General features: G+C 71.5%; 21 protein-coding genes. 14 read left to right on the top strand and 7 right to left on the bottom strand.

Annotated elements, in window-relative coordinates:
* Positions 1-100: 100 nt before the first annotated feature.
* A complete protein-coding gene (gene sigB, locus ACSNN8_RS05650) occupies positions 101-1,051 on the bottom strand; it encodes an RNA polymerase sigma factor SigB (protein ID WP_436647340.1) in 951 nt (316 codons plus the stop codon).
* A gap of 309 nt (positions 1,052-1,360) precedes the next feature.
* Between sigB and ACSNN8_RS05645 the strand changes: the two genes are divergently transcribed.
* Complete coding sequence (locus ACSNN8_RS05645) at positions 1,361-2,134, top strand: sporulation protein (RefSeq protein ID WP_436647338.1); 774 nt, start codon at positions 1,361-1,363, stop codon at positions 2,132-2,134.
* 10 nt (positions 2,135-2,144) lie between these two features.
* On the opposite strand, the gene dtd is transcribed toward ACSNN8_RS05645, so the two are convergent.
* From dtd to ACSNN8_RS05615, 6 genes are all read right to left on the bottom strand, one after another.
* Entirely contained in the window at positions 2,145-2,567 is a 423-nt protein-coding gene (gene dtd, locus ACSNN8_RS05640) for a D-aminoacyl-tRNA deacylase (protein WP_436647336.1), read from the bottom strand.
* Positions 2,567-2,716, bottom strand: coding sequence for a hypothetical protein (locus ACSNN8_RS05635; protein WP_436647335.1), 150 nt, complete (start codon positions 2,714-2,716; stop codon positions 2,567-2,569). The genes dtd and ACSNN8_RS05635 overlap by 1 nt, the downstream gene beginning before the upstream one ends.
* A 59-nt stretch (positions 2,717-2,775) precedes the next feature.
* The gene (locus ACSNN8_RS05630) at positions 2,776-3,153 is read right to left on the bottom strand and encodes a phosphotransferase (protein ID WP_436647333.1); all 378 of its coding nucleotides are present in this window, start codon (positions 3,151-3,153) and stop codon (positions 2,776-2,778) included.
* Between the two features lie 76 nt (positions 3,154-3,229).
* The gene (locus tag ACSNN8_RS05625) at positions 3,230-3,580 is read right to left on the bottom strand and encodes a hypothetical protein (protein WP_436647332.1); all 351 of its coding nucleotides are present in this window, start codon (positions 3,578-3,580) and stop codon (positions 3,230-3,232) included.
* A gap of 112 nt (positions 3,581-3,692) precedes the next feature.
* Positions 3,693-6,002 (bottom strand): FtsX-like permease family protein, encoded by a 2,310-nt coding sequence (locus ACSNN8_RS05620; RefSeq protein ID WP_436647330.1) that lies wholly within the window; start codon positions 6,000-6,002, stop codon positions 3,693-3,695.
* Complete coding sequence (locus tag ACSNN8_RS05615; protein ID WP_436649420.1) at positions 5,996-6,730, bottom strand: ABC transporter ATP-binding protein; 735 nt, start codon at positions 6,728-6,730, stop codon at positions 5,996-5,998. Before ACSNN8_RS05615 ends, ACSNN8_RS05620 begins: the two co-directional genes overlap by 7 nt.
* Before the next feature lie 121 nt (positions 6,731-6,851).
* On the opposite strand from ACSNN8_RS05615, the gene ACSNN8_RS05610 reads away from it, so the two are divergent.
* The 13 genes from ACSNN8_RS05610 (at position 6,852) to ACSNN8_RS05550 (ending at position 20,731) form a co-directional block, all read left to right on the top strand.
* Positions 6,852-8,021 (top strand): sensor histidine kinase, encoded by a 1,170-nt coding sequence (locus ACSNN8_RS05610; RefSeq protein WP_436647329.1) that lies wholly within the window; start codon positions 6,852-6,854, stop codon positions 8,019-8,021.
* A complete protein-coding gene (locus ACSNN8_RS05605) occupies positions 8,018-8,665 on the top strand; it encodes a response regulator transcription factor (RefSeq protein ID WP_436647327.1) in 648 nt (215 codons plus the stop codon). Before ACSNN8_RS05610 ends, ACSNN8_RS05605 begins: the two co-directional genes overlap by 4 nt.
* A 62-nt stretch (positions 8,666-8,727) precedes the next feature.
* Positions 8,728-9,294, top strand: a complete 567-nt coding sequence (locus ACSNN8_RS05600; protein ID WP_436647325.1) for an HhH-GPD-type base excision DNA repair protein — start codon at positions 8,728-8,730, stop codon at positions 9,292-9,294.
* 930 nt (positions 9,295-10,224) lie between these two features.
* Positions 10,225-12,159 (top strand): methyl-accepting chemotaxis protein, encoded by a 1,935-nt coding sequence (locus tag ACSNN8_RS05595; RefSeq protein ID WP_436647324.1) that lies wholly within the window; start codon positions 10,225-10,227, stop codon positions 12,157-12,159.
* Positions 12,160-12,164: 5 nt separating this feature from the next.
* Positions 12,165-13,715 carry a chemotaxis protein CheW gene (locus ACSNN8_RS05590; protein ID WP_436647322.1) on the top strand — a complete coding sequence of 517 codons (1,551 nt, stop codon included), beginning with the start codon at positions 12,165-12,167 and terminating at the stop codon, positions 13,713-13,715.
* A gap of 13 nt (positions 13,716-13,728) precedes the next feature.
* Positions 13,729-14,781 (top strand): chemotaxis-specific protein-glutamate methyltransferase CheB, encoded by a 1,053-nt coding sequence (gene cheB / locus ACSNN8_RS05585; RefSeq protein ID WP_436647321.1) that lies wholly within the window; start codon positions 13,729-13,731, stop codon positions 14,779-14,781.
* 33 nt (positions 14,782-14,814) lie between these two features.
* Entirely contained in the window at positions 14,815-15,414 is a 600-nt protein-coding gene (locus ACSNN8_RS05580) for a HEAT repeat domain-containing protein (RefSeq protein ID WP_436647320.1), read from the top strand.
* Positions 15,411-16,286 (top strand): CheR family methyltransferase, encoded by an 876-nt coding sequence (locus ACSNN8_RS05575; protein WP_436647319.1) that lies wholly within the window; start codon positions 15,411-15,413, stop codon positions 16,284-16,286. Before ACSNN8_RS05580 ends, ACSNN8_RS05575 begins: the two co-directional genes overlap by 4 nt.
* A complete protein-coding gene (locus tag ACSNN8_RS05570) occupies positions 16,283-16,669 on the top strand; it encodes a response regulator (protein WP_436647318.1) in 387 nt (128 codons plus the stop codon). Before ACSNN8_RS05575 ends, ACSNN8_RS05570 begins: the two co-directional genes overlap by 4 nt.
* Positions 16,666-19,011 (top strand): chemotaxis protein CheA, encoded by a 2,346-nt coding sequence (locus ACSNN8_RS05565; protein WP_436647317.1) that lies wholly within the window; start codon positions 16,666-16,668, stop codon positions 19,009-19,011. Before ACSNN8_RS05570 ends, ACSNN8_RS05565 begins: the two co-directional genes overlap by 4 nt.
* Entirely contained in the window at positions 18,992-19,264 is a 273-nt protein-coding gene (locus tag ACSNN8_RS05560; RefSeq protein WP_436647316.1) for a hypothetical protein, read from the top strand. Before ACSNN8_RS05565 ends, ACSNN8_RS05560 begins: the two co-directional genes overlap by 20 nt.
* Positions 19,261-19,632, top strand: coding sequence for a response regulator (locus ACSNN8_RS05555; RefSeq protein WP_436647315.1), 372 nt, complete (start codon positions 19,261-19,263; stop codon positions 19,630-19,632). The genes ACSNN8_RS05560 and ACSNN8_RS05555 overlap by 4 nt, the downstream gene beginning before the upstream one ends.
* Positions 19,633-19,681: 49 nt before the next feature.
* Positions 19,682-20,731 (top strand): methyl-accepting chemotaxis protein, encoded by a 1,050-nt coding sequence (locus ACSNN8_RS05550; RefSeq protein WP_436647314.1) that lies wholly within the window; start codon positions 19,682-19,684, stop codon positions 20,729-20,731.
* Positions 20,732-20,741: the final 10 nt, after the last annotated feature.

Raw genomic sequence — 20,741 nt, 5'->3', positions numbered from 1 at the left:
CCCGGACCGCGCCTCGCGCCGCGTGACCGGCAGGACAAGCCCTGGACGGCGACCGCCCGGCCGAGCGGGTGCTCGCCGGGCGGTGCGGGCTCGCCGCTCGTCAGCCGGCGTAGGCCTCGAGACGGGAGGAGCGCTCCGGGTCCCGCAGCTTCAGCATGGTGACCTTCTCGATCTGGCGGATGCGCTCGCGGCTCAGGCCGAACTCGCGGCCCACCTCGTCGAGGGTGCGCTGGCGACCGTCGTCGAGGCCGAAGCGCAGGCGGATCACCGCGGACTCGCGCTCGCTGAGCGTGGCCAGCACGATCTCGACCTCGCTGCGCAGCTCACCCTGGCCGACGGCGACGCCGGGCTGCTGCTCGGCCGCCGCCACGAAGTCGCCGAGGGCGCTCTCGCCGTCCTCGCCGACGGCCTGGTCGAGGCTGACCGGCTCACGGTCGTACGAGATCAGCTCGATCACCTGGAACTCGGGGACGCCCATGGCCTTGGCGATCTCGGCGATGCTCGGCTCGCGGCCGAGCGAAGCGGCCAGGTCGCGGCGGCTGCGGACCATGCGGTTGACCTGCTCGACCATGTGCACCGGGATGCGGATGGTGCGGGCCTGGTCGGCCATGGCGCGGGTGATGGCCTGGCGGATCCACCAGGTGGCGTACGTGGAGAACTTGTAGCCCTTGGTGTAGTCGAACTTCTCGACCGCGCGGATCAGGCCGAGGTTGCCTTCCTGAATGAGGTCGAGGAAGGCCATGCCGCGGCCGGTGTAACGCTTCGCGATGCTCACGACGAGCCGGAGGTTGGCCTCGAGCAGGTGGTTCTTGGCGGCCTTGCCCTCCGCGACGACGATCTCGAGGAGGGGAGCGAGGTCGTCGCCGGCCTCGGGAAGCTTCTCCTCGGCGTACAGGCCGGCCTCGATGCGCTTGGAGAGCTCGACCTCCTCGACGGCGGTCAGCAGCCGGGTGCGGCCGATGCCGTTCAGGTAAGCACGAACCAGGTCGGCCGAGACGCCGCGCTCGTCCGTGGCGTCCAGGTCGGTCAGGAGCTCGACACCGTCGGTCATGCTGTTTTCCATGGACTCCGACGCCTTCATCTGCAGGACCATCTTTCAGTCCCCTCCCCGCTGATAACCGTCTGTCGTGCATTGATCTTCGTCGTGCACCCAGCCCGCATGCGTGCCCGGTGATCGATAGCTTGGCCTGGGACGCGTTAAGCCGAGGTGAGGCAAGCGTCCAGGTGGCATGAATCAGGGAGAACCCTGACGTCGCCAAGCCGACAAGTGACCGGTTTGCCGGTACTCGCCGCGTGTTGCGCGCCGATACTGTTCCCCAAACGCCCTCGACGAGGAGAAGGTTCAGTGGTCTTCAAAAAGATGTTGGCGGCACTCGGTGTCGGCGGTCCGTCGGTCGAAACCGTGCTGGCCAACCCCAACTGCCGGCCCGGCGGATTCCTCGAAGGCCAGGTTCACGTGGTGGGCGGCGAGCACGCCGTCGACGTCGAATACCTGGCGATCGGGCTGCTGACCCGCGTCGAGGTGGAGAGCGGCGACAGCGAGTACAACACCAACCAGGAGTTCCACCGGCAGCGGCTGACCGGTTCGTTCCGTCTCGACCCTGGCGCGAAGTACGACGTGCCGTTCCGCTTCGACGTGCCGTGGGAGACCCCGATCACCGAGGTGTACGGGCAGCACCTGCACGGCATGACCATGGGCCTGGCCACCGAGCTGGAGGTCGCCCGGGCGGTCGACAAGTCCGATCTGGACAGCGTCGCTGTGCATCCGCTGCCGGCGCAGGAGCGGATCCTCGACGCGCTGCTGCGGCTGGGCTTCCGGTTCAGCCGGGCCGACGTCGAGCGCGGCCGGGTGTACGGGGTGCAGCAGCACCTGCCGTTCTACCAGGAGATCGAGTTCTATCCGCCGTCGGCGTACGCGAGCGGCATCAACCAGCTCGAGCTGACGTTCATCCCCACGCCGCAGCGTCTGCAGGTCGTCCTCGAGATCGACAAGCGCGGCGGCCTGTTCACCGAGGGTCACGACGCGTTCGGCAAGTTCGACGTCGACTACGCGACGGTCGACCGGGTCGACTGGGCCGGGCAGCTCGACAATTGGCTGCGGCAGTCGGCCCAGCGGCGCGGGTTGTTCTTCTAGAGCTCGCTCGTCACAACTCGAGCAGGATCGTCCGGGGGCCGACGTTCACGCTCTCGACCAGCATGTGCGCCCGGAAGCGACCGGTTTCGACCGTGGCGCCCCGGGCGCGCAGAGCTTCGACGTACGCGGTGACGAGCGGCTCGGCGACCTCGGCCGGCGCCGCCGCGTTCCACGTGGGGCGGCGTCCCTTGCGGGCGTCGCCGTAGAGCGTGAACTGGCTGACCACCAGCAGCGGCGCGCCCCGGTCGGCCGCGGACGCCTCGTCGTCGAGGATGCGCAGCTCGTACGTCTTGCGTGCCAGCTCGGCGGCCTTGGCCGGGGTGTCGTCGTGGGTCACACCGACCAGCACCAGCAGGCCGTCCTCGATCTTGCCGGTGACCTCGTCGTCCACGGTCACGCTGGCCCGGCTGACCGTCTGCACCAGTGCTCGCATCACTTCACCCCTCGTACGCGTGCCGCCGCGGCGGGCAGCATGGCGATCTCGCCGACCGAAAGCGTGAGCTGTTGCGTCCGCAGCGCGACGGCGAGGTCCAGCTCGCGGACCGGATCCCCGGGCGCTAGCTCCAGGAAGATGTCGAGCATCTCGCCGGCCTGATCACGGATCGGGTGCTCGATGGCACCGGTCGCAACCTGCCCGAGGATCAGCGCGGTGAGCGCCGTGTCCAGGCGGCCGAGCCGTCCCGCGCGTTCCGCCAGTCGATCACCACGGGCCCGGCCGCGGTGACGACCACGTTCTCCGGGTGCAGGTCGAGGTGGATCACCGAGCGAGCATCGCCCGACAGCGACGGAAGGGCGTGAAGCTCGCGGAGCAGGTCGGCCAGGATCGCGGCCCCTTCGCGCAGCGTCATCGTGCCCGCGAACAGCATGGTCGCCATCGTCGGGCCGTCGAGCCGCTCGAGGACGAGGTCGCCGCCGTTCACCTCGTACACCTCTGGCACGGGGAAGCCGTGCCCGCCGACATGGGCCATCACGGCAGCCTCAGGACCGGCGTCGCCGCCGTCGCGGTAGCGCCTCAGCACCCTCGCGTCGTCCAGCGCGTAGACGTCAGCCTCTCGCCCGGAGGCGACCGGCTCGCCCAGCGCCTGTTGCGGTGCGTCAGTCGACTGCGTTGCTGCTCGCGTCGCTGGTGTAGCTGTCCACCGGCGTCTCCATGGCGCCGGTCGTGGCGTCGCCGGTCGTCGTGTTGGCGACGCCCGGGCCCGACCGCGGCCGCGTCTTGAAGCTGTTGGGCCCGGCATTGCCGCCGGTGGTGGTCATGATGCCGTGCTCGGGGCGCGGCCCGCCGTCCTGGAGCTGCTCGGTGTCGGTGCCCGCAGCGATCGTGCTCGTCAGCCCCTCGTCGTCGTTGCCCTTCTCAGGGCGGTACGTGCTGGGCTCGTCGAACACACCGGGGCCGTACGCGTTCCCCGCGATGTCCCGGGCGATGTCTTCCTGCGAGTCGCTCATCTCATGTCCTCCGACAGCTAAGCCTTCCAACCGATCAGCCTTCCGACAGATCGGCACCAAACGTGCCCCTCTGGCCCGCCGGTAAACCGACGGCGTGCCGGCGTCACTCGGCTCATGCCCGCTCCCGCAGCGGATGGGCGGCCGCCAGGTGCGCCCTGGCCGGAAGCATGGCGGCGACGACGGCGAGGACCAGGCAGGTGCTCACCGCGGCGGTCAGAACCGGCCACGGCACGGTGAGAGCGACCGACGTGCCGGTCTGTGCCCGGAAGCCCGAGGCCGCGCCGTACAGGGCCAGCACTGCCGCCGCGCTGCCGAGCAGGGAGCCGATCAGGACGACGAGCGCCGACTCGCCCGCGACCGTCAGCAGCACCTGGCGCCGGGTTGCGCCCGCCAGCCGGAGCAGCCGGTAGTCGTTCGCCCGCCGCGCGGTCGCCATGACCAGCGTGTTGACGACGGCGAGCGCGCCGTACCCCACCGAGACGCCGATCAGCAGCAACGTGAAGATCCATACCTGCCGGTCCTCCTCGGCGTCGGCCTCGCGCGCATACTCGCCCACGTCGACCACCCGCGCGCCGAGCGGCGCTGCCGAGGCCGAGCCCGGCGCGAGCGGCAGCGCGGGCACCAAGGCGGAAGGGTCGTGTGAGCGCACAGTCTCGCGGGACAGCAGCATGCCGCCCACGCCGGAACCGGAACCGTCCGGCCGGACGGCGGACACTCGCAGCGACACCTGGTCGCCGTCGGCGAACGTCGCCGTGACCGTGCCGCCGGCGGCGACGCCGAACTCGCGTGCTCGGGACTCGCCGAGGATCACCTCCCCGGGACCGGGACCGGGCGCCGAGCGCGATCCGGCTGCTGCGATCACCGTGTCGTGCACGTAGACGTTCGTGATCAGGTCGCCCCCGGGCGCGGCCGCGTCGCTCAGCCCGGGTGTGCCGCTCGGGACAAGCACCTCCTGGGTTGCGGTGGCGTCCGCCCTCCGATCCGCGTATGCACTCTCGGCCGTCTGCACGTTGCCCGCGATGAACACCGAGAACGCCACGGTGAGCAGGACCGGCGCGGCCGTGGACGCGGTCCGGCGTGAGGCCGTCAACGCGCTCTCCCTGATCGTCGTGCCCAACGCCCCGCCTACCGGCCCGAGGACCAGCCGCACGAGCAGGGGCACCACCGCCGGCGCGAGCACCGTGGCGGAGACGATCAGCGCCATCGCGCCGGCCAGCGCGTACGTTCCCAACGCCGACAGATCGTCGGTCAGCACCGTCGCCGCTCCCGCGGCCGCGCCGCCTCCGGCGAACAGCAGCCCGACCACCCAGCGGGTCCGGGTCATCGGCCGCGTCTCGACCTCGGCCCGCCGCAGCGCCTCGAGCGGCCGCACCCGCGCGGCCCGTCGCGCCGCCACAACGCCACCGCACACGGCGACCACGGGACCGATCGCGATCCCCGCGAGCACCGGCCACACATGCACGCCGGCCCGGAACGACTCCGGCTGGAACCCCGCATCGACCAGCAGACCGTCGATCATCGGGGCCGACACCAGCCCCAACCCCGTGCCGGCCGACCCAGCCAGCAACCCGACCGTCGCAGCCTCGCGCAGCACCGCGAACCGTACTTGGCGCGGCGTCGCGCCGACCGCGCGCAGCAGACCGATGTCGCGGCGGCGCTGGTTGATCGAGAGCGCGAGCGTCGACGCGATCACGAAGACGGAGGAGAACACCGAGAGCGCGGTCATGGCGCTCAGCACCTGCAGCCCGATCCAGCGGCTGCGCGCGTCGGAACGCGGCTCCAGCTCGCCGAGCGCGTCGCCTGCCAGCACCGTCGCCCCGCCGGCGGCCGCACGCACAGCTTCCGGGTCGGGGTCGCCGGTCAACGCGACGACCCGTACGCCCGGGGCCAGCCGGGCGGCTTCGGCGTCGGCGACATAGAGCCGTGTCGCCTCGATCAGGCCCGTCACGGTGACCGTCGCAGGGCCCGCAGCCGTCAGCACGGTGGCCGCACCGCCGACCGGAATCCCGAGGCTCTTACCGAGCACCACCTCGCGAGGGCCGGCGGCCTGCCGTCCAGCGATCAAGCCGTCGCCCGCCAGCTTCGCGCTCGCCCACCCGTGTCCCTGCTCGATGCCGGCGACCGGGCGCCCGCCCAGCACCGGCTGCGCGTAGAACCCGCGGTCTGCGACGGCCGCTGTCACGCCCGGAACCGCCGCCAGCCGGGCCACAAGCGTCGCAGTCTCGTCGGCCGACCAGGGACGGGTCTCAGGGAACGGGTCGGCCGGGGTCTTCACCGCCGGGCCCTGCACGGCCATCGTCACCGCGGCGAACCGGTCGGGCCGATGCGGCGTCGCCGACGCGAGCAGCGTCAGGGCGACGGTTACCACGGCGGCGCCGACGAGAACGGCGAGGAACGAGCCCCACCGGTCGCGCGTCAGCATGCCGCCTCCGCCCTGGCCATGTGGGCGGCAATGACCTCGGCGGACGCGCCGTCGAGACGGTCGGTGAGCTGTCCGTCGGTCAGCAGCAATACGGAGTCGGCACAGGCGGCGGCCACGGGATCGTGGGTCACCATGACGATCGTCTGGCCCTGTGCCGTGGCGAGCTCGCGCAGGAGCTCGAGAACGTGACGGGAGGTCTGGGTATCGAGGGCGCCGGTCGGTTCGTCCGCGAAGATGACGGCGGGCCGGGTCACCATCGCCCGAGCGATGGCGACACGCTGCTGCTGACCGCCCGAGAGCTCGACCGGGCGGTGCCCGGCCCGATCGGCCAGGCCGACGGCGCCCAGCGCGGCCGTCGCCTCCTCCGATGTGAGGCGGCGACCGTCGAGCTGGACGGGCAGGGCGACGTTCTGCGCCGCGGTCAGCGACGAGATGAGGTTGAAAGCCTGGAACACGCAGCCGATCCGGCGGCGGCGCAGCAGGGTCAGGCCGGTCTCGTCGAGCTCGGCCAGGCGCACGCCGTCGATGATGACGTCGCCCGAGGTGGGGCGGTCGAGGCCCGCGGCACAATGAAGCAGCGTGGACTTGCCCGAGCCGGACGGCCCCATCACGGCGGTGAAGGTGCCTGCGGCGAGGTCGAAGGAGACCCCGTCGAGCGCGGTCACGCGGCCGGCACCTGAGCCGTATGCCATCCGCAGCTCCCGTAGCGAAATCATCGGTGGTGTCATGGCGTCGAGCCTCGCGGGTGGCGGCTCGGATGTCGTCAAACCGGGGTTCGGAGCGGCCGGGGCAAAAAATCGAACCCTGGGTTGACGCGCCGGATCCTGTCGACTGGATAGCGTCCCCGGCGTGACTGCCGCTACGCCCTCCTTCCTCATCCGAAGGCTCAGCCGTGGCCAGCTGCTTGCCGTCGACGGCCTGCTGGCCGCGGCGACCGTGCTTCTCTGCGGTTATGCCGCGAGCGAGCCGCCGGCCGGCTCGCAGCCGGGCTGGCTCGAGCCCGGGTGGGCTTCCTTCCTCATCGGCCTCGTCCTGGGGCTGCCGGTGGCGGTCCGTCGGGTGTGGCCAATCGCCGCGGTGGCCGCTGTCCTCGCCGCGACGGCGTTCACGGTCGGCACCGGTGCTGTTCCCTATTACGCGGGCAGCGCGCCGATCGTGTCGCTGGGCCTCGCCCTCTACACGGTCGGCCTCCAAATCGGACGGCGCCGCTCGTTGCCCGTCATCGTGATGACCGCGGTCGTCGTCGCGGCAGTCTTCGGGGCGACCTCGCACGACGTACTGGGCACCGGCCTGGTGACGTGGGTGGCGGGCGCCTGCTGGGCCACGGGGCGGGTGGTTCGCGAGCGCCGTGCCCATGCGGCCTCGCGCGTCGAGCAGGCCACCGTGCTGGCGGTCGAGCAGGAGAGGCTGCGCATCGCGCGCGAACTGCACGACATCGTCGCACACAGCATGAGCATGATCGCGGTCAAGGCGACGATCGCCGACCATGTCGGCGACGAGCATCCGGAGGAGATGCGCGAGGCGCTGCGGGTCATCGCGTCCACCAGCCGCGAGACGCTGGGCGAGATCCGCAGGGCGCTCGGTGTGATCCGCGCCGAGGCGGCGATGCGTCCGGTCCCGCGGCTGTCGGATCTCGGTGGGCTCGTGGAGGGGGCGCGTTCGACCGGGCTGACCGTGGAGCTCGACACCCGCGCGGAGGACGCGGCATCACTCGACGATCTGCCGGGCGACGTCGCGCTTTCCGTCTATCGGCTCGTGCAGGAGGCTCTGACCAATGTGGTCAGGCATGCGAGAGCGACCCGTTGTCGCGTCGAGATCGTGGTGCGCAGCGGCGAGGTGAGTGTGCGCGTCACCGACAACGGCTCCCAGCATCCCGTGAAGGAGGGGTCGGCGCAGGGACAGGGTCAGGGGCTGATCGGGATGCGCGAGCGGGCGGCGCAGTTCGGCGGGAGGCTGAGCGCCGGGCCGGGGCCGGACGGCGGGTGGGCGGTGACGACGACGATGCGGTACGCGCCATGAGCGACATCAGGGTGGTCGTGGCCGACGACCAGGTGCTGGTGCGGGGCAGCTTCCGGTTGCTCATCAACCACACGCCCGGACTGGTCTGCGTCGGCGAGGCGGGTACGGGACGCGAGGCCGTCGAGGTCGTGCGGCGGGAGCATCCCGACATCGTGCTCATGGACATCCGGATGCCGGACATGGACGGGATCGAGGCGACCCGCGAGATCTGTCAGGGGATCCCGGGCCTCGACACCAAGGTGATCGTGCTGACGACCTTCGACCTGCGGGAGTACGTGCTGGGCGCGCTGCGCGCCGGCGCGCAGGGCTTCCTGATGAAGGAGGCGCTGCCCGAGGAGTTGATCGCCGGCATACGGCACGTCGCGGAGGGCGGCCGGCTGCTGGCGCCGACGGCTCAGGGGCAATTGATCGACGCGTACGTGGAGATGCCCGAGAGGCAGGTGACGCCGCTGCCGCACATCACGGGCCGCGAGCGGGAGGTGCTGATTCTGGTGGCGCGCGGGCTTTCGAACGACCAGATCGCCGCCGACCTGGGCGTCAGCATCTCGACGGTCAAGACGCACGTCAACCGCTTGCTGGCCAAGTTCAACGGTCGTGACCGCTCGCACCTCGTGATCGCCGCCTACGAGGGAGGTCTGCGATGATCCGATGAGTGGCGGAGGCTCGGAGCAGCGCGGGCGCCGGTCGGCCTGCGAGGATGAGCGCCATGACGCTTTCGCTGCCGATCGACGCCGAGGCCAACAAGCTGCTGTCCGCCGACCCGCTGGCGCTGCTGATCGGCATGGTGCTCGACCAGCAAATTCCGCTGGAGAAGGCGTTCAGTTCGCCGTACGTGCTGGCGCAGCGGCTGGGGCACACGCCGACCGCTGTCGAGCTCGCGGAGTTCGATCCCGACGAGCTCGTCGCGATCTTCGCGAAGCCGCCGGCTCTGCACCGGTTCCCCAAGTCGATGGCAGGGCGGGTGCAGGAGGTGTGCCGCGCGCTGGTCGACCGGTACGACGGGGACGCCGCGAACCTGTGGGCCGGGGTCGAGAACGGCAACGAGCTGCTCAAGCGGGTGGCGTCGTTGCCGGGGTTCGGCAAACAGAAGTCGCAGATCTTCGTGGCGCTGCTCGGGAAGCAGTACGCGGTGCAGCCGAGCGGTTGGCGGGAGGCGGCGGGCGGATACGGCGAGGAGGGCTCGTTCAAGTCCGTGGCCGACATCGTCGACGACGAGTCGCTGGGCAAGGTGCGCGCCTACAAGAAGGAAATGAAGGCCGCCGCCAAAGGCTGACGACGCGACGTCCGGCCGGAGCGGGCGGCGGCACGGATAACGCCGACAACGCGGAGACGGCCGGAGGGCGGAGAAGGTCCGGGCGGGGCGGCGAGGACCTGCGCCGCGGAAAGGCTGCGCCGCGTGGAGGAGCTTGCGGCGCCGCAGGGCGGGCGGCGGCGAAGGCTTTGCGGCGCGGAAATGCGCGCAACTCGCGGAGGGCTGGTGGTCGCCCGGAGGGCTGGTGGCTTGGTAAGACCGGCGACGCGCAATGAGTCGGCGGCGCGGATAGGCCAGCGACACGCAATGAGCTGGTGGCGCGGAGAAGGCTGGCGATGCGCAGACGGCTGGCGGCGCGGAAAGTCCAGCGATGCGCAGACGGCTGGCGGCGCGGAAAAGCGTGCAACGCGCAGAGGGCTGGCGGCTCGGAAAAGCGCGCAACGCGCGGAGGGCGGGCGGCGCGGAGAAGGCGGGCGGCGCGCAGAGGTCGGCGCGCCGGCAAGGCTGGCGATGCGCGGGCTGGCGGCGCGGGGAAGGCCGGCGACGCGCAGAGGTCGGCGCGCCGAGAAGGCCGGCGATGCGCGGGGCGGGTGGCGCGGGGAAGGCTGACGGCGCGGGGGCGGGCGCCCGGAATAGGGGCGTCGTGCGGGCCGGGGCGTGGGTGTCTGCTGTGGGCGGTGTGGAGACGCCGCACGGGGTGGGAGGGCGTGGTTGGAGGGCGTCGGGGGACGGCCGTGACGAGTGGGACTACGTGGGAAAAGTCGGGCCGAACAACGACGCGCGAATGCGTCGAAATCGCCTCGCCGCCCCGTGTGGCGGTGCCAGGATTCGACTCAGGTGATTCAAGCCCGTCGGACGGGCGCGCTACCTGCCCCAACGCGGCGGCCGCGCCACCGGAGTCGCTGACGCTCCTTGCGTACGGCAGATCCCACGAGAGGGGAGTGCACCCCTATGCCCTTGACCACGAGCACCGCCAACGGCCGGGCCGCGACCACCCGCCCGGCCGCCGCCGCCCCGGCGTCGACCCGCCCACCGCGAGGCGGCGGCGACACCGAGGCGAGCCGCCGCCAGGCCCGGTCGGTCGCCAAGCAGCAGCAGGCCGCCGAGCGCATCGCGGCGGCGACCGCCGAGATCTCCGCCCAGAACGCGGAGGCGGCCGAGGCGTCCCGCCAGCTCACGGAGTCCATGCAGCAGATCTCCGCGGGCGCCGAGCAGGCCTCCGGCGCCACCCAGGAGAGCCTCGCCGCCATGAACCAGGTGGAGGAGCGGGTCAGCCGCCAGGAATCCACCACCCGGCAGGTCGCCGAGCTGAGCCAGGCCCTGCAGAACCTGCTCAACGAGACCCGTACGGGAATCAACGGCCTGCTCGCCAACGTCGACAGCGCGTCCACGCGGCAGACCGCCTCGGTTGTGACGATCACCGAGCTGGAGAAGCAGGCCGACGAGATCGGCGAGATCGTCAAGACGGTGGCGCACATCGCCGACCAGACGAACCTGCTCGCGCTGAACGCGGCCATCGAGGCGGCCCGCGCCCGCCAGCACGGCAAGGGCTTCGCGGTGGTCGCCGACGAGGTGCGCACGCTGGCCGAGACCAGCGAGCGCAGCGCCCGGCAGATCCGTGACCTGATCGACGAGGTGCGCGCGAGCGTCACCACGATCGCCTCCGGCGTGCAGACGTCGGCGGAGACCGCCCGCGACCAGGTCGAGAAGGGCAAATCGATCACGGATCAGCTCGAGACGATCCGTGCCGACATGGGCTCGATCATGGCCGGGGCGACCGAGATGGCCACGGCAGCGGTGCAGGCGCGCGCGGCCGCGGGCCTGGCCAAGAGCCGGTCGGAGGAGATCGCCGCGGCCGCCGAGCAGCAGTCCGCCGCGTGCGAGGAGTCGCTGCAGACGGTCAACCAGCAGACCCAGGCGTTGCGGCAGAGCGAGCAGGCGGCCGAGTCGCTGGCCGAGGTCTCGGAGACGCTGCGCTCGAGCACCGACATCTCCAAGAGCGCGGAGGAGGTCGCCTCGGCGGCCGAGGAGCTGTCCGCGGCGGTCGAGGAGATCAACCGGGCGGCCGTCCAGATCAACACCGCGATCAGCGAGATCAACGCCGGCGCCCGTACGGCGGCGGCGAAGGGTCAGCAGACCGCCGAGGCCGTCACGCAGATCGAGCGCGGCGCGCAGCTCTCGTCGGAGCGCGGCGCCACCGCGGTCGAGCGCTCCGACGCCATCCTCGAGCTGCTGGCCGTCAACAAGACGTCGGTCGACGTGATGATCGACGCGATCGGCCAGGCGGCCCGCGACGGCATCGAGAACGTCCGCAAGGTGACCGAGCTCGAGCAGATCTCCCGCCGGATCGACAAGATCGTCGACGCGATCGCGAACGTCTCGATCCAGACGAACATGCTCGCCGTCAACGGCTCGGTCGAGTCGGCCCGCGCGGGCGAGTTCGGCAAGGGCTTCGCGGTCGTCTCCACCGACATCCGCAACCTGGCCCGCGACTCGGCCGACAACGCCGACCGCATCAAGGACCTCGTCAAGGCGGTGCAGGACCGCATCAACGAGGTGCGCGGCGACCTCGAGGAGACCAGCCGGCAGGCGCTCGCGGAGGCGGAGGCGGCCAAGGCCACCACCGCCCGGCTCGCGGAGATCGAGCGTGACATGCAGCAGGTGCGGGCGGGCAACGACGAGGTGCGCGAGTCGGCGCAGCAGATCGTCGGCGTGCTGGGCGAGGTCAAGACCGGTCTGGAGCAGATCGCGACGGCCGCCAACCAGGCCGAGCAGCTGGCCGGGCAGGCGTCCACCGCGGCCCGCGAGCAGGCGCAGGGCGCCGAGGAGCTGGCCGCCGCGGTGGAGGAGATCGCGGCGCTCGCCGACGAGCTGCAGAACGGGTGAGCGCGATGACCACTGAGGACGATGATGGCGTCGACGACGTCAACACCGACTACGTCACCTTCGACATGGGCGGCGAGCGGTACGCCTTCCCGATGAACCGCGTCAAGGAGATCATCCGGATGCCCGCCGTGGTGCGGGTGCCGCTCGGCCCGCCGGCCCTCGAGGGGCTGGCCAACCTGCGCGGCCGGGTGCTCCCGGTGGTCAGCCTGCGGCAGTGCTGCGACATGCTCGACGCGGAGCACGACGAGACCACCCGGGTCATCGTGGTCGACGGGGGCCTGGCCCTCGGCTTCGTGGTCGACCGGGTGGCCAGCGTGATCAGCATCGACGCGTCCGCCCTGGAGTCGGCCGACTCGGTGCAGTCGACGGTCCGCTCCGACGTGCTGGTCGGGGTGATCAAGTCCGGCGACGGCGAGATGACCAGCGTGCTCGACGTGGACGAGCTGGTCGGCAGCCAGTTCCAGGGGCTGGCGGAGGCCGCGGCGTCGCGGGAGGCGGCCCGCGGCCCGGCCGAGCGGACCGTCCCGGAGGACGACGAAGGCGAGAGCGACGACACGCTCGAGCTGGTCAGCTTCGCCGTGCAGGGCCAGGAGTACGCGCTGCCGATCGACCAGGTGCAGGAGATCGTGCAGGCCCCGCAGACGGTCAGCCACGTGCCCAACTCCGGCAGCCGGGTGCTGGGCGTGATCGACCTGCGCGGGCGGCTGTTGCCGGTGGTGAGCATGCGCCGGGTGTTCGGGCTGCCGGTCACGCCGATCGAGCCGAAGAACCGGATCGTGGTCGTCTCGCTCGACGGCGGCGTGGTGGGTGTCGTGATGGACACCGTGCGCGAGGTGCTGCGGGTCCCGCACCAGCTGGTGGCGCCGCTGCCGACGTTCATGGCGGGTGACGGCCGCCGCAGCGAGGTGGAGTCGGTCTGCCGGCTCGAGGACGGCAAGCGTCTGGTGTCGGTCCTCAACGTCAACCGCATGTTCGACTCGCCGGAGGTCCGCAACGAGATCGCCGAGCACCAGGACGGGGAGGACGGTCCGCCGATGGCCGAGGAACAGCAAGCCGACGACGGCCGGGGCGACGAGGAGTTGTTCGTCGTCTTCCGGCTGGACAACGAGGAGTACGCCGTCGACGTGGACACGGTCCAGGAGATCATCCGCGTGCCGGAGTCGCTCATCCGCGTGCCCCGCTCGTACGACTTCGTCGAGGGCCTGGTCAACCTGCGCGGCACCGTGCTGCCCGTGGTGGACCTGCGCACCCGGCTCGGGCTGCCGCGGGTCGACCGCGACGAACGGCAGCGGATCGTGGTGCTGATCATCGGCGGGATGCGCACCGGCTTCATCGTCGACTCCGTGGCCGAGGTCGGCCGGGTCGGCCGGCACGTGCTCGAGCCGGCCCCGGAGCTCTCCGCCGAGCAGGCCCGGGTGGTCTCGCGCGTCGCGAACCTGCCCGAGCAGAAGCGGATGCTCCTGCTGGTGCAGGTCGACCAGCTGCTCGCCGCCGACCAGACCACCGCGCTCGAGGAGGTCCTCCAGGGGGCCTGCGACGACCTCGTGCCCGCCTGAACCCGGGAGCACCATGGCTGCCACATCCGTGCTCGTCGTCGACGACTCCGCGCTGATGCGCCGGGCGATCAAGGGCATCCTCGAGGAGGCCGGCGGGTTCGAGGTGCACACGGCGCGCAACGGCGCCGACGCCCTGGACCAGCTCGACCGGGTGCAACCCGACGTGGTCACGCTCGACGTCAACATGCCCGAGATGGACGGTCTCACCTGCCTGGCCAAGATCATGGCGGACCGGCCCACCCCGGTCGTGATGGTGTCCTCGCTGACCGAGGCGAACGCGCTGGTCACGCTGGAGGCGCTGGAGCTGGGCGCGGTCGACTACGTCGCCAAGCCCGGCGGCACGGTGTCGCTGAACATGAGCGACGTCGCCACCGAGATCGCCGGCAAGGTGCGCGCGGCCGCCGGCGCCCGGATCGGCCGGGCGCGCGGGTTGTCGGCCCGCATGAAGAAGGCCGTTCCGGCGCCGGAACCGGTGCGGGCCTCGCGGGCGCAGCAGACCGATCTGGTCCTCATCGGATCGTCGACCGGCGGCCCCGCGCTGCTGGGCGAACTGCTGCCGCTGCTGCCCGCGACGCTGTCCGCGCCGGTGGTGGTCGCCCAGCACATCCCGGCCTCGTTCACCGCCACGCTGGCCCGGCGTCTCGACGAGACGTGCCAACTGCGGGTGCACGAGGTCGACCGGATCATGACGGTCCGGCCCGGCTCGATCTATCTGGGCCGGGGCAGCAACGACGTGGTGGTGGCCCGGCGCACCGACGGGCTGATCGTCAAGAGCGTCCCCGCGGGCGCGGAGTACCGCTGGCACCCGAGCGTCGACCGGCTGGTCGCCTCGGCGCGCCGGCACATCCCCGACGACCGCCTGGTCTGCGCGCTGCTGACCGGGATGGGCGACGACGGCGCAGCCGAGATGTCGCTGGTGCGTGAGGGCGGCGGGCGCACCATCGCCGAGGCCGAGGAGACCGCCGTGGTCTGGGGCATGCCGGGCGAGCTCGCCCGCCGGGGCGGCGCCACCGAGGTGCTGCCGTCCTACGCGATCGCCGAGCGCCTGGCCGAGTGGGTCCGCTGAGGCGCACAAGCGCAGGCACCGAGGAGGAGAACCATGGGACTCGTACGCCGAGATCAGCCATCAGCCGAGCAGGAGACGACCGCACCCTCGGCCGACACGCTGCTGCGGCAGCTGGACGACCCGGACCCGGACCGGCGGCGGGAGGCGGCGCTGGGTCTGGACGGTGTGGCGGAGGCGGTGCCGGCCCTGCTCGACCGGGTGGCCGGCGAGAGCGCCAAGACCGTACGCGACGCCATGCTCACCACGCTGGCCGCGCACGACACCGACCAGGTAGCCGAGGCGCTCGCCGTCCACCTGGCCAGCGACGACGCCGACCTGCGCACATCGGTGGCCGAGACGCTCGCGACCATGCCGGGCTCCGTGCCGGCGATCGTGCCGCGGCTGCTGGAGGACCCGGACCACGACGTACGGGTGATGACCGCGATGGTGCTCGCCGACCTGCCGCACCCGGGTTCGCTCACCTGGCTCACCGACATGATCCGCGACGATCCGCATCCGAATGTCGTGACAGCTGCGATCGACGCGCTGCTCCCGTCGCTCGGCCCGGAGCACCATGAGCTGCTGCGCGAGGCCGTCGGGCGGTTCCCCGACGACCCGTTCCTGCGGTTCACGGTCGAGGCGGCGGTGGGATGACCAGTTCAGCCACGGCCGGCGCCGGGCTCACCGCGGCCGACTTCGAGAAGTTCCGCGAGTACTTCTACAAGCGCACCGGCATCCAGTTCAGCGAGTCCAAGCGGTACTTCGTCGACAAGCGCATCGACACCTGCATCCGCCAGGGCGGGTTCGCCGGCTTCGCCTCGTGGTTCGCGGCGCTGCGGCTGAGCGACCGGCCCGACCTGCTGCAGGAGCTGATCAACCAGCTCACGGTCAACGAGACGTACTTTCTCCGCGAGGACTACCAGTTCGACTCGCTCATCAAGACGGTGCTGCCCGACGTGCTGTCGATGCGGGGCGGACCGAACCGGATGGTGGGTCCCGTCAAGATCCTGTCGCTGCCCTGCTCGACCGGCGAGGAGCCGTACTCGATCGCCCTGCGCCTGCTCGAGGAGTGGGATCAGATCGACCACATCGACGTCGAGATCCACGGCGCGGACATCGACAGCGACGTGCTGGCCAGGGCCGGCCATGCCAGCTACGGCGACCGGTCGCTGCAGCGGGTGCCGCCGGCGTGGCGGCAGAAGTACTTCACCTCCGTGGGCGCGGGCCGCTACCAGCTCGACGAGGGCGTCCGCGGCGCGGTCACGCTGCACCAGGTCAACGTCACCGACACCGCGTCCATGCGGCCGTTCAAGGACTTCGACGTGATCTTCTGTCGCAACGTGCTCATCTACTTCGACGAGCTGTCCAGCCGGCGGGCGGCCGAGAACCTGTACGGCGCCCTGCGCCCCGGCGGCTATCTGTTCCTCGGCCACTCCGAGTCGATGAGCCGCATCTCGCCCATCTTCACGCCCACGCGCCTGCCCGAGGGCATCGTCTACCAACGACCGAGCGGAGCGAACCGATGACCGAGACCCGTCCCAAGGTGCTCGTGGTCGACGACGCCGCGACGGTGCGGCTCTACCACACGACGCTGCTCACGGACGCCGGCTTCGAAACGGCCGAGGCGGCCAACGGCCTCGAGGCCGTGGAGGCCGCGCTGAGCACCGCGTTCGACCTGTTCGTGATCGACGTCAACATGCCGAAGATGAACGGCTACACCTGCGTCGAGACGCTGCGGTCCGCGACCGTGGGCACCCCCGCGCCGATCCTCATGATCAGCACGGAGGACCGGCCGGGCGACGCCGACCGGGCGTACGCGGCCGGGGCGAACCTGTACATGGTCAAGCCGGTCAACGCGGAACGGCTGGCCCGGGTCGCCCGCATGCTGACCGCGGGTGTCGCCGCATGAACCCGCTGCTCGCCCAGTTCCTCGCGGAGGCCGCCGACCTGCTCGTCCAGGTCGACGAGGGCCTCCTGCAGCTCGAGCGCGACCCGGGTGACCCCGAGCTCGTCAACGAGGTGTTCCGCGCGGCGCACACGTTCAAGGGCTCCTCGGGGCTGTTCGACTTCCCCGAGCTGACCCGGCTGACGCACGCCGCCGAGGACCTGCTGGACGCCGTACGCGGCGGGCGGCTCGCGCTCGACTCCGGCATGACCGACGACCTGCTGGCCGCGTTCGACCTGATCCGTGGCTGGCTCGCGCACGTCACCACGCACGAGCGGCTGCCCGCGACCGCCGGGCCCGCCGCCGCCGAGCTGATCACCAAGCTGCGGGGCCCGCTGGGCGGCGATCCCGCGCCGGAGAGCGCCGCCGGCCCGGCTCAGCCCGCCGGGCCGCGGATCGACGCGGCGCCCGGCTGGCTCGACCTGTTCGACGCCGAGTGGCTCGAGGAGACCGCCACCTGGCTGACCACCACGTCGGCCACGATGCGTTTCGTGCGCTACACCCCCGACGAGGGCTGCTTCTTCCGCGCCGAGGACCCGTTGCACCTGATGAGCCAGGTGCCCGCGATCGCCAAGCTGGGCCTGATCCAGCCGGCGGAGTGGCCGGCCCCGGAGGACTACGACGAGTACACCTGCCTGGTCGGCTTCGTGGTCGCGACCCGGGCCGCGATGGGGGAGCTCAACCACCTGCTCCGCTACGTCCCCGACCAGGTCGAGACGGTCGAGCTGGACGGCGAGGCGATCCGCCGCCACCTGGCGGGGGAGGAGCCGCCCCCGCCCGTCGCGGAGGCCGCCGCGGCCCCGGTCGCCGAGGCGGTGGCCGCCAACCTCGAGCTCGCCCGCGACGCGTACGCCATCCTCGCCGCGGCCCAGCGCTCGCTGAGCGTCGACGCCCCCACCGGCCCCCGGCTGGCCGCCGTGGCGCACTCGGTGGCCTCCGCCGCGGCCGCGCTGGGCATGCCGGTCGACACGGCCGAGCCCGACGTCGAGACGCTGACCGCCCGGGTGGCCACGCTGCTCAGCGACACCCCACCGCCGCCACCCGAGGCGCCCGTCGCGGCGCCCCCGCCCGCGCCGGTCGACCGCGGCCGCGCCGACGACCCGGGCGGCCAGGTCGGCACCCGCATCCTCAAGGTCGACCAGGAGAAGGTCGACCACCTGATGGAGCTGGTCGGCGAGCTCAACGTGGCCAAGAACGGCCTCACCTTCCTCGCCGACGCGGCCGAGGAGGAGTTCGGCAGCCGGGTGCTCGGGCGCCGGATCAAGGACCAGTACTCGGGCCTGCACCGGATCGCCGAGGAGCTGCAGGCGGCCGTGATGGACGTGCGGATGCTGCCGCTGTCGGTGGCGTTCTCCCGGTTCCCGCGCCTGATCCGCGACCTCTCGCGCCGGCTCGACAAGACCGTCGAGCTGGTCACCGAGGGCGAGGACACGATGGCCGACAAGGACGTCATCGAGGCGCTCGGCGACCCGCTGGTGCACCTGGTGCGCAACAGCCTCGACCACGGGCTCGAGACCCCCGCCGAGCGGGTGGCGGCGGGCAAGTCGCCGACGGCCCGGATCACGCTCACCGCGGTGGCCGACGGCGACGCCGTGATCGTGGAGATCGCGGACGACGGCCGGGGCATCGACCCCGCCAAGGTCAAGCGCAAGGCGTACGAGAAGGGTCTGATCACCGAGGAGGAGCTGGAGACCCTCGGCGACGCCGACGCGGTCGACCTCGTCTTCCGGCCGGGCTTCTCGACCGCCGACCAGGTGTCCGACCTGTCCGGCCGCGGCGTGGGCATGGACGCCGTACGGGCCAGCGTCGAGAAGCTGGGCGGCACGGTCACCATGCGCTCGCAGCTGGGCCAGGGCACCTCCACCCGGCTGCGGCTGCCGCTGTCGATGGCGGTCACTCAGGTCATGGTGGTCAGCGTGGCCGGCCAGCGCTTCGGCATCCCGGTCGACCTGGTGGTCGAGACCGTACGGGTGCCCGGCAGCGAGATCGGCCGGGTGCTGCACCAGGAGGTGGTGGTGCTGCGCGGCGAGGTGGTGCCCGTGATCGACCTGGCCCGGGCGCTGGAGATGCCGTGGACGCCGGATCCGGCCGCGGACCGCGCGATCCTCATCGTCAGCCTGCACGGCCAGCGGGTGGGGCTGCTGGTCGAGCAGTTCCACCGCGAGGTCGACGTCATCCTCAAGCCCATGGAGGGCCTGCTCGCGTACGCGAACGAGTTCTCCGGCACGGCGCTGCTCGGCGACGGCCTGGTGCTGCTGGTGCTGAACATGAAGGAGGTGCTCAGCCTTGCCGCTCGAGCTCAATGAGACGACCGCGACGCTCACCGACGTCGTGACCGTGGATGAGGTGGAGGCGTTGGTGGCCTGGCTGCGGGCCACCGACAAGCCGAAGGTCAACCTGAGGCGATGCAACCATTTGCACACCGGGGCGCTCCAGGCCCTGCTGCTTTTCCAGCCGAGGATTACCTCGTCACCAACCAACGCCTTCCTGGCGACGGAGGTGATGCCTCTGCTCAGGGGGAGCAGCGGGACCGCCCAACCGGAAAGCGAACCTCCATGACCACTGTGATGCTCGTCGACGACTCCGCCACCATGCTGATGAGCCTGAAGTCGATCCTGACCAAGGCCGGGTACACCGTCGAGACCGCCGGCCACGGCAAGGAAGCCATGGACAAGCTGGCCAAGGGCGTCAAGCCCAACCTGATCATCAGCGACGTCAACATGCCGCAGATGGACGGGATCACGTTCGTCCGCGAGGCGCGCAAGGCGCCCGGGATGCGGTTCACCCCGATGCTGATGCTGACCACCGAGTCGGAGCAGACCAAGCGCAACGAGGCCAAGAGCGCCGGCGCCACCGGCTGGCTGGTCAAGCCGGTCGGCCCCGAGCAGCTGCTCGGCGTCATCAAGCAGGTCGTCCCCGGCGCCTGACCGGCCCGAGAAATCCGTTAGCAGAGTGTCACCCGCACCGGAGGTATCCATGCCCAGCCTTCTCAGCCGGCGTACGCCGCCGCCCGCCGTCCCGGGCGAGCCGGCGGTGCGGGCGGAGGTCGTCGCCGAGGCTCTGCGGGCTGTTCCCGGTTTCTGCGAGGTCGTCGACGGTCATGTCGCGGACGTCATCGCGCTGACCGGCGAGGCCGCCGAGTCGATCGTCGGGCAGCTCATCAAGGTCGACTCGCTGGCCGAGGTGATGGCGGGCGACGTCGCCCAGCTCGCCGGCACGCTGGGGCGCACCGAGGCGGAGCTGGGCCAGGTCACGTCGTCGAACGACCAGCTCGTGGATCGGCTGGTGCGGTACTTCCTGTACCGCGACGAGCAGATCCGCGGGCTCGTCGAGGAGATGCGCGGCCTCAAGCAGCACGTCAGCCAGATCGAGGAGGTCAGCCGGGCCACCAACATCCTCGCGCTCAACGCGATGATCGAGGCGGTCCGGGCCGGCGACAAGGGCGAGGGCTTCGCGGTGGTCGCCGACGAGGTGCGCAAGCTCGCCGACCGCTCGGCCAAGGCGGCCAACGGCATCGGCAGCAGCATCGCCGACCTGACCGCCCGGCTCGACGCGGTGCTGTCCGACGACACCCAGTTCGACAAGGAGAACGTCGAGGTCGGCATCCCGGCGGGGGACACCGCGATGACCCGGCGGCTGTCCGGCATCGCGAACGCTCAGCGGGAGATGTCCGCCATGGTCTCCGGCATCCTGCAGGAGACCATCGCCGCGGCCCGTCAGGTCGAGCAGAGCTCGGACGCGCTGACCGCGGAGACCACCGGCGCCGTGGGCCACGTCCAGTTCCAGGACATCAGCCGGCAGATGCTCGAGCACGTGCAGGACGCGGTCGGCCAGGTCAAGCGTCAGGCCGAGGACGTCATCGGGTACGCCGAGGGGGCGCTCGCCGCCGAGGCCGTGCAGGAGCGCACCATCTCGCTGGACGCCCTCAAGAGCAAGCACGTGATGGCCCGTCAGCGGGCCACGCACGGGGAGCAGGCCGGCACCGCCGTGGTCCAGGACGATTCACCGATCATCGAGCTTTTCTGACGAAGCGAGG

Origin of the sequence: Actinoplanes sp. URMC 104, from assembly GCF_051386375.1 — a bacterium.
Lineage (GTDB): Bacteria > Actinomycetota > Actinomycetes > Mycobacteriales > Micromonosporaceae > Actinoplanes.
Note: the sequence above shows the minus strand (reverse complement) of the source record. Positions and strands in the feature narration are given on the sequence as shown.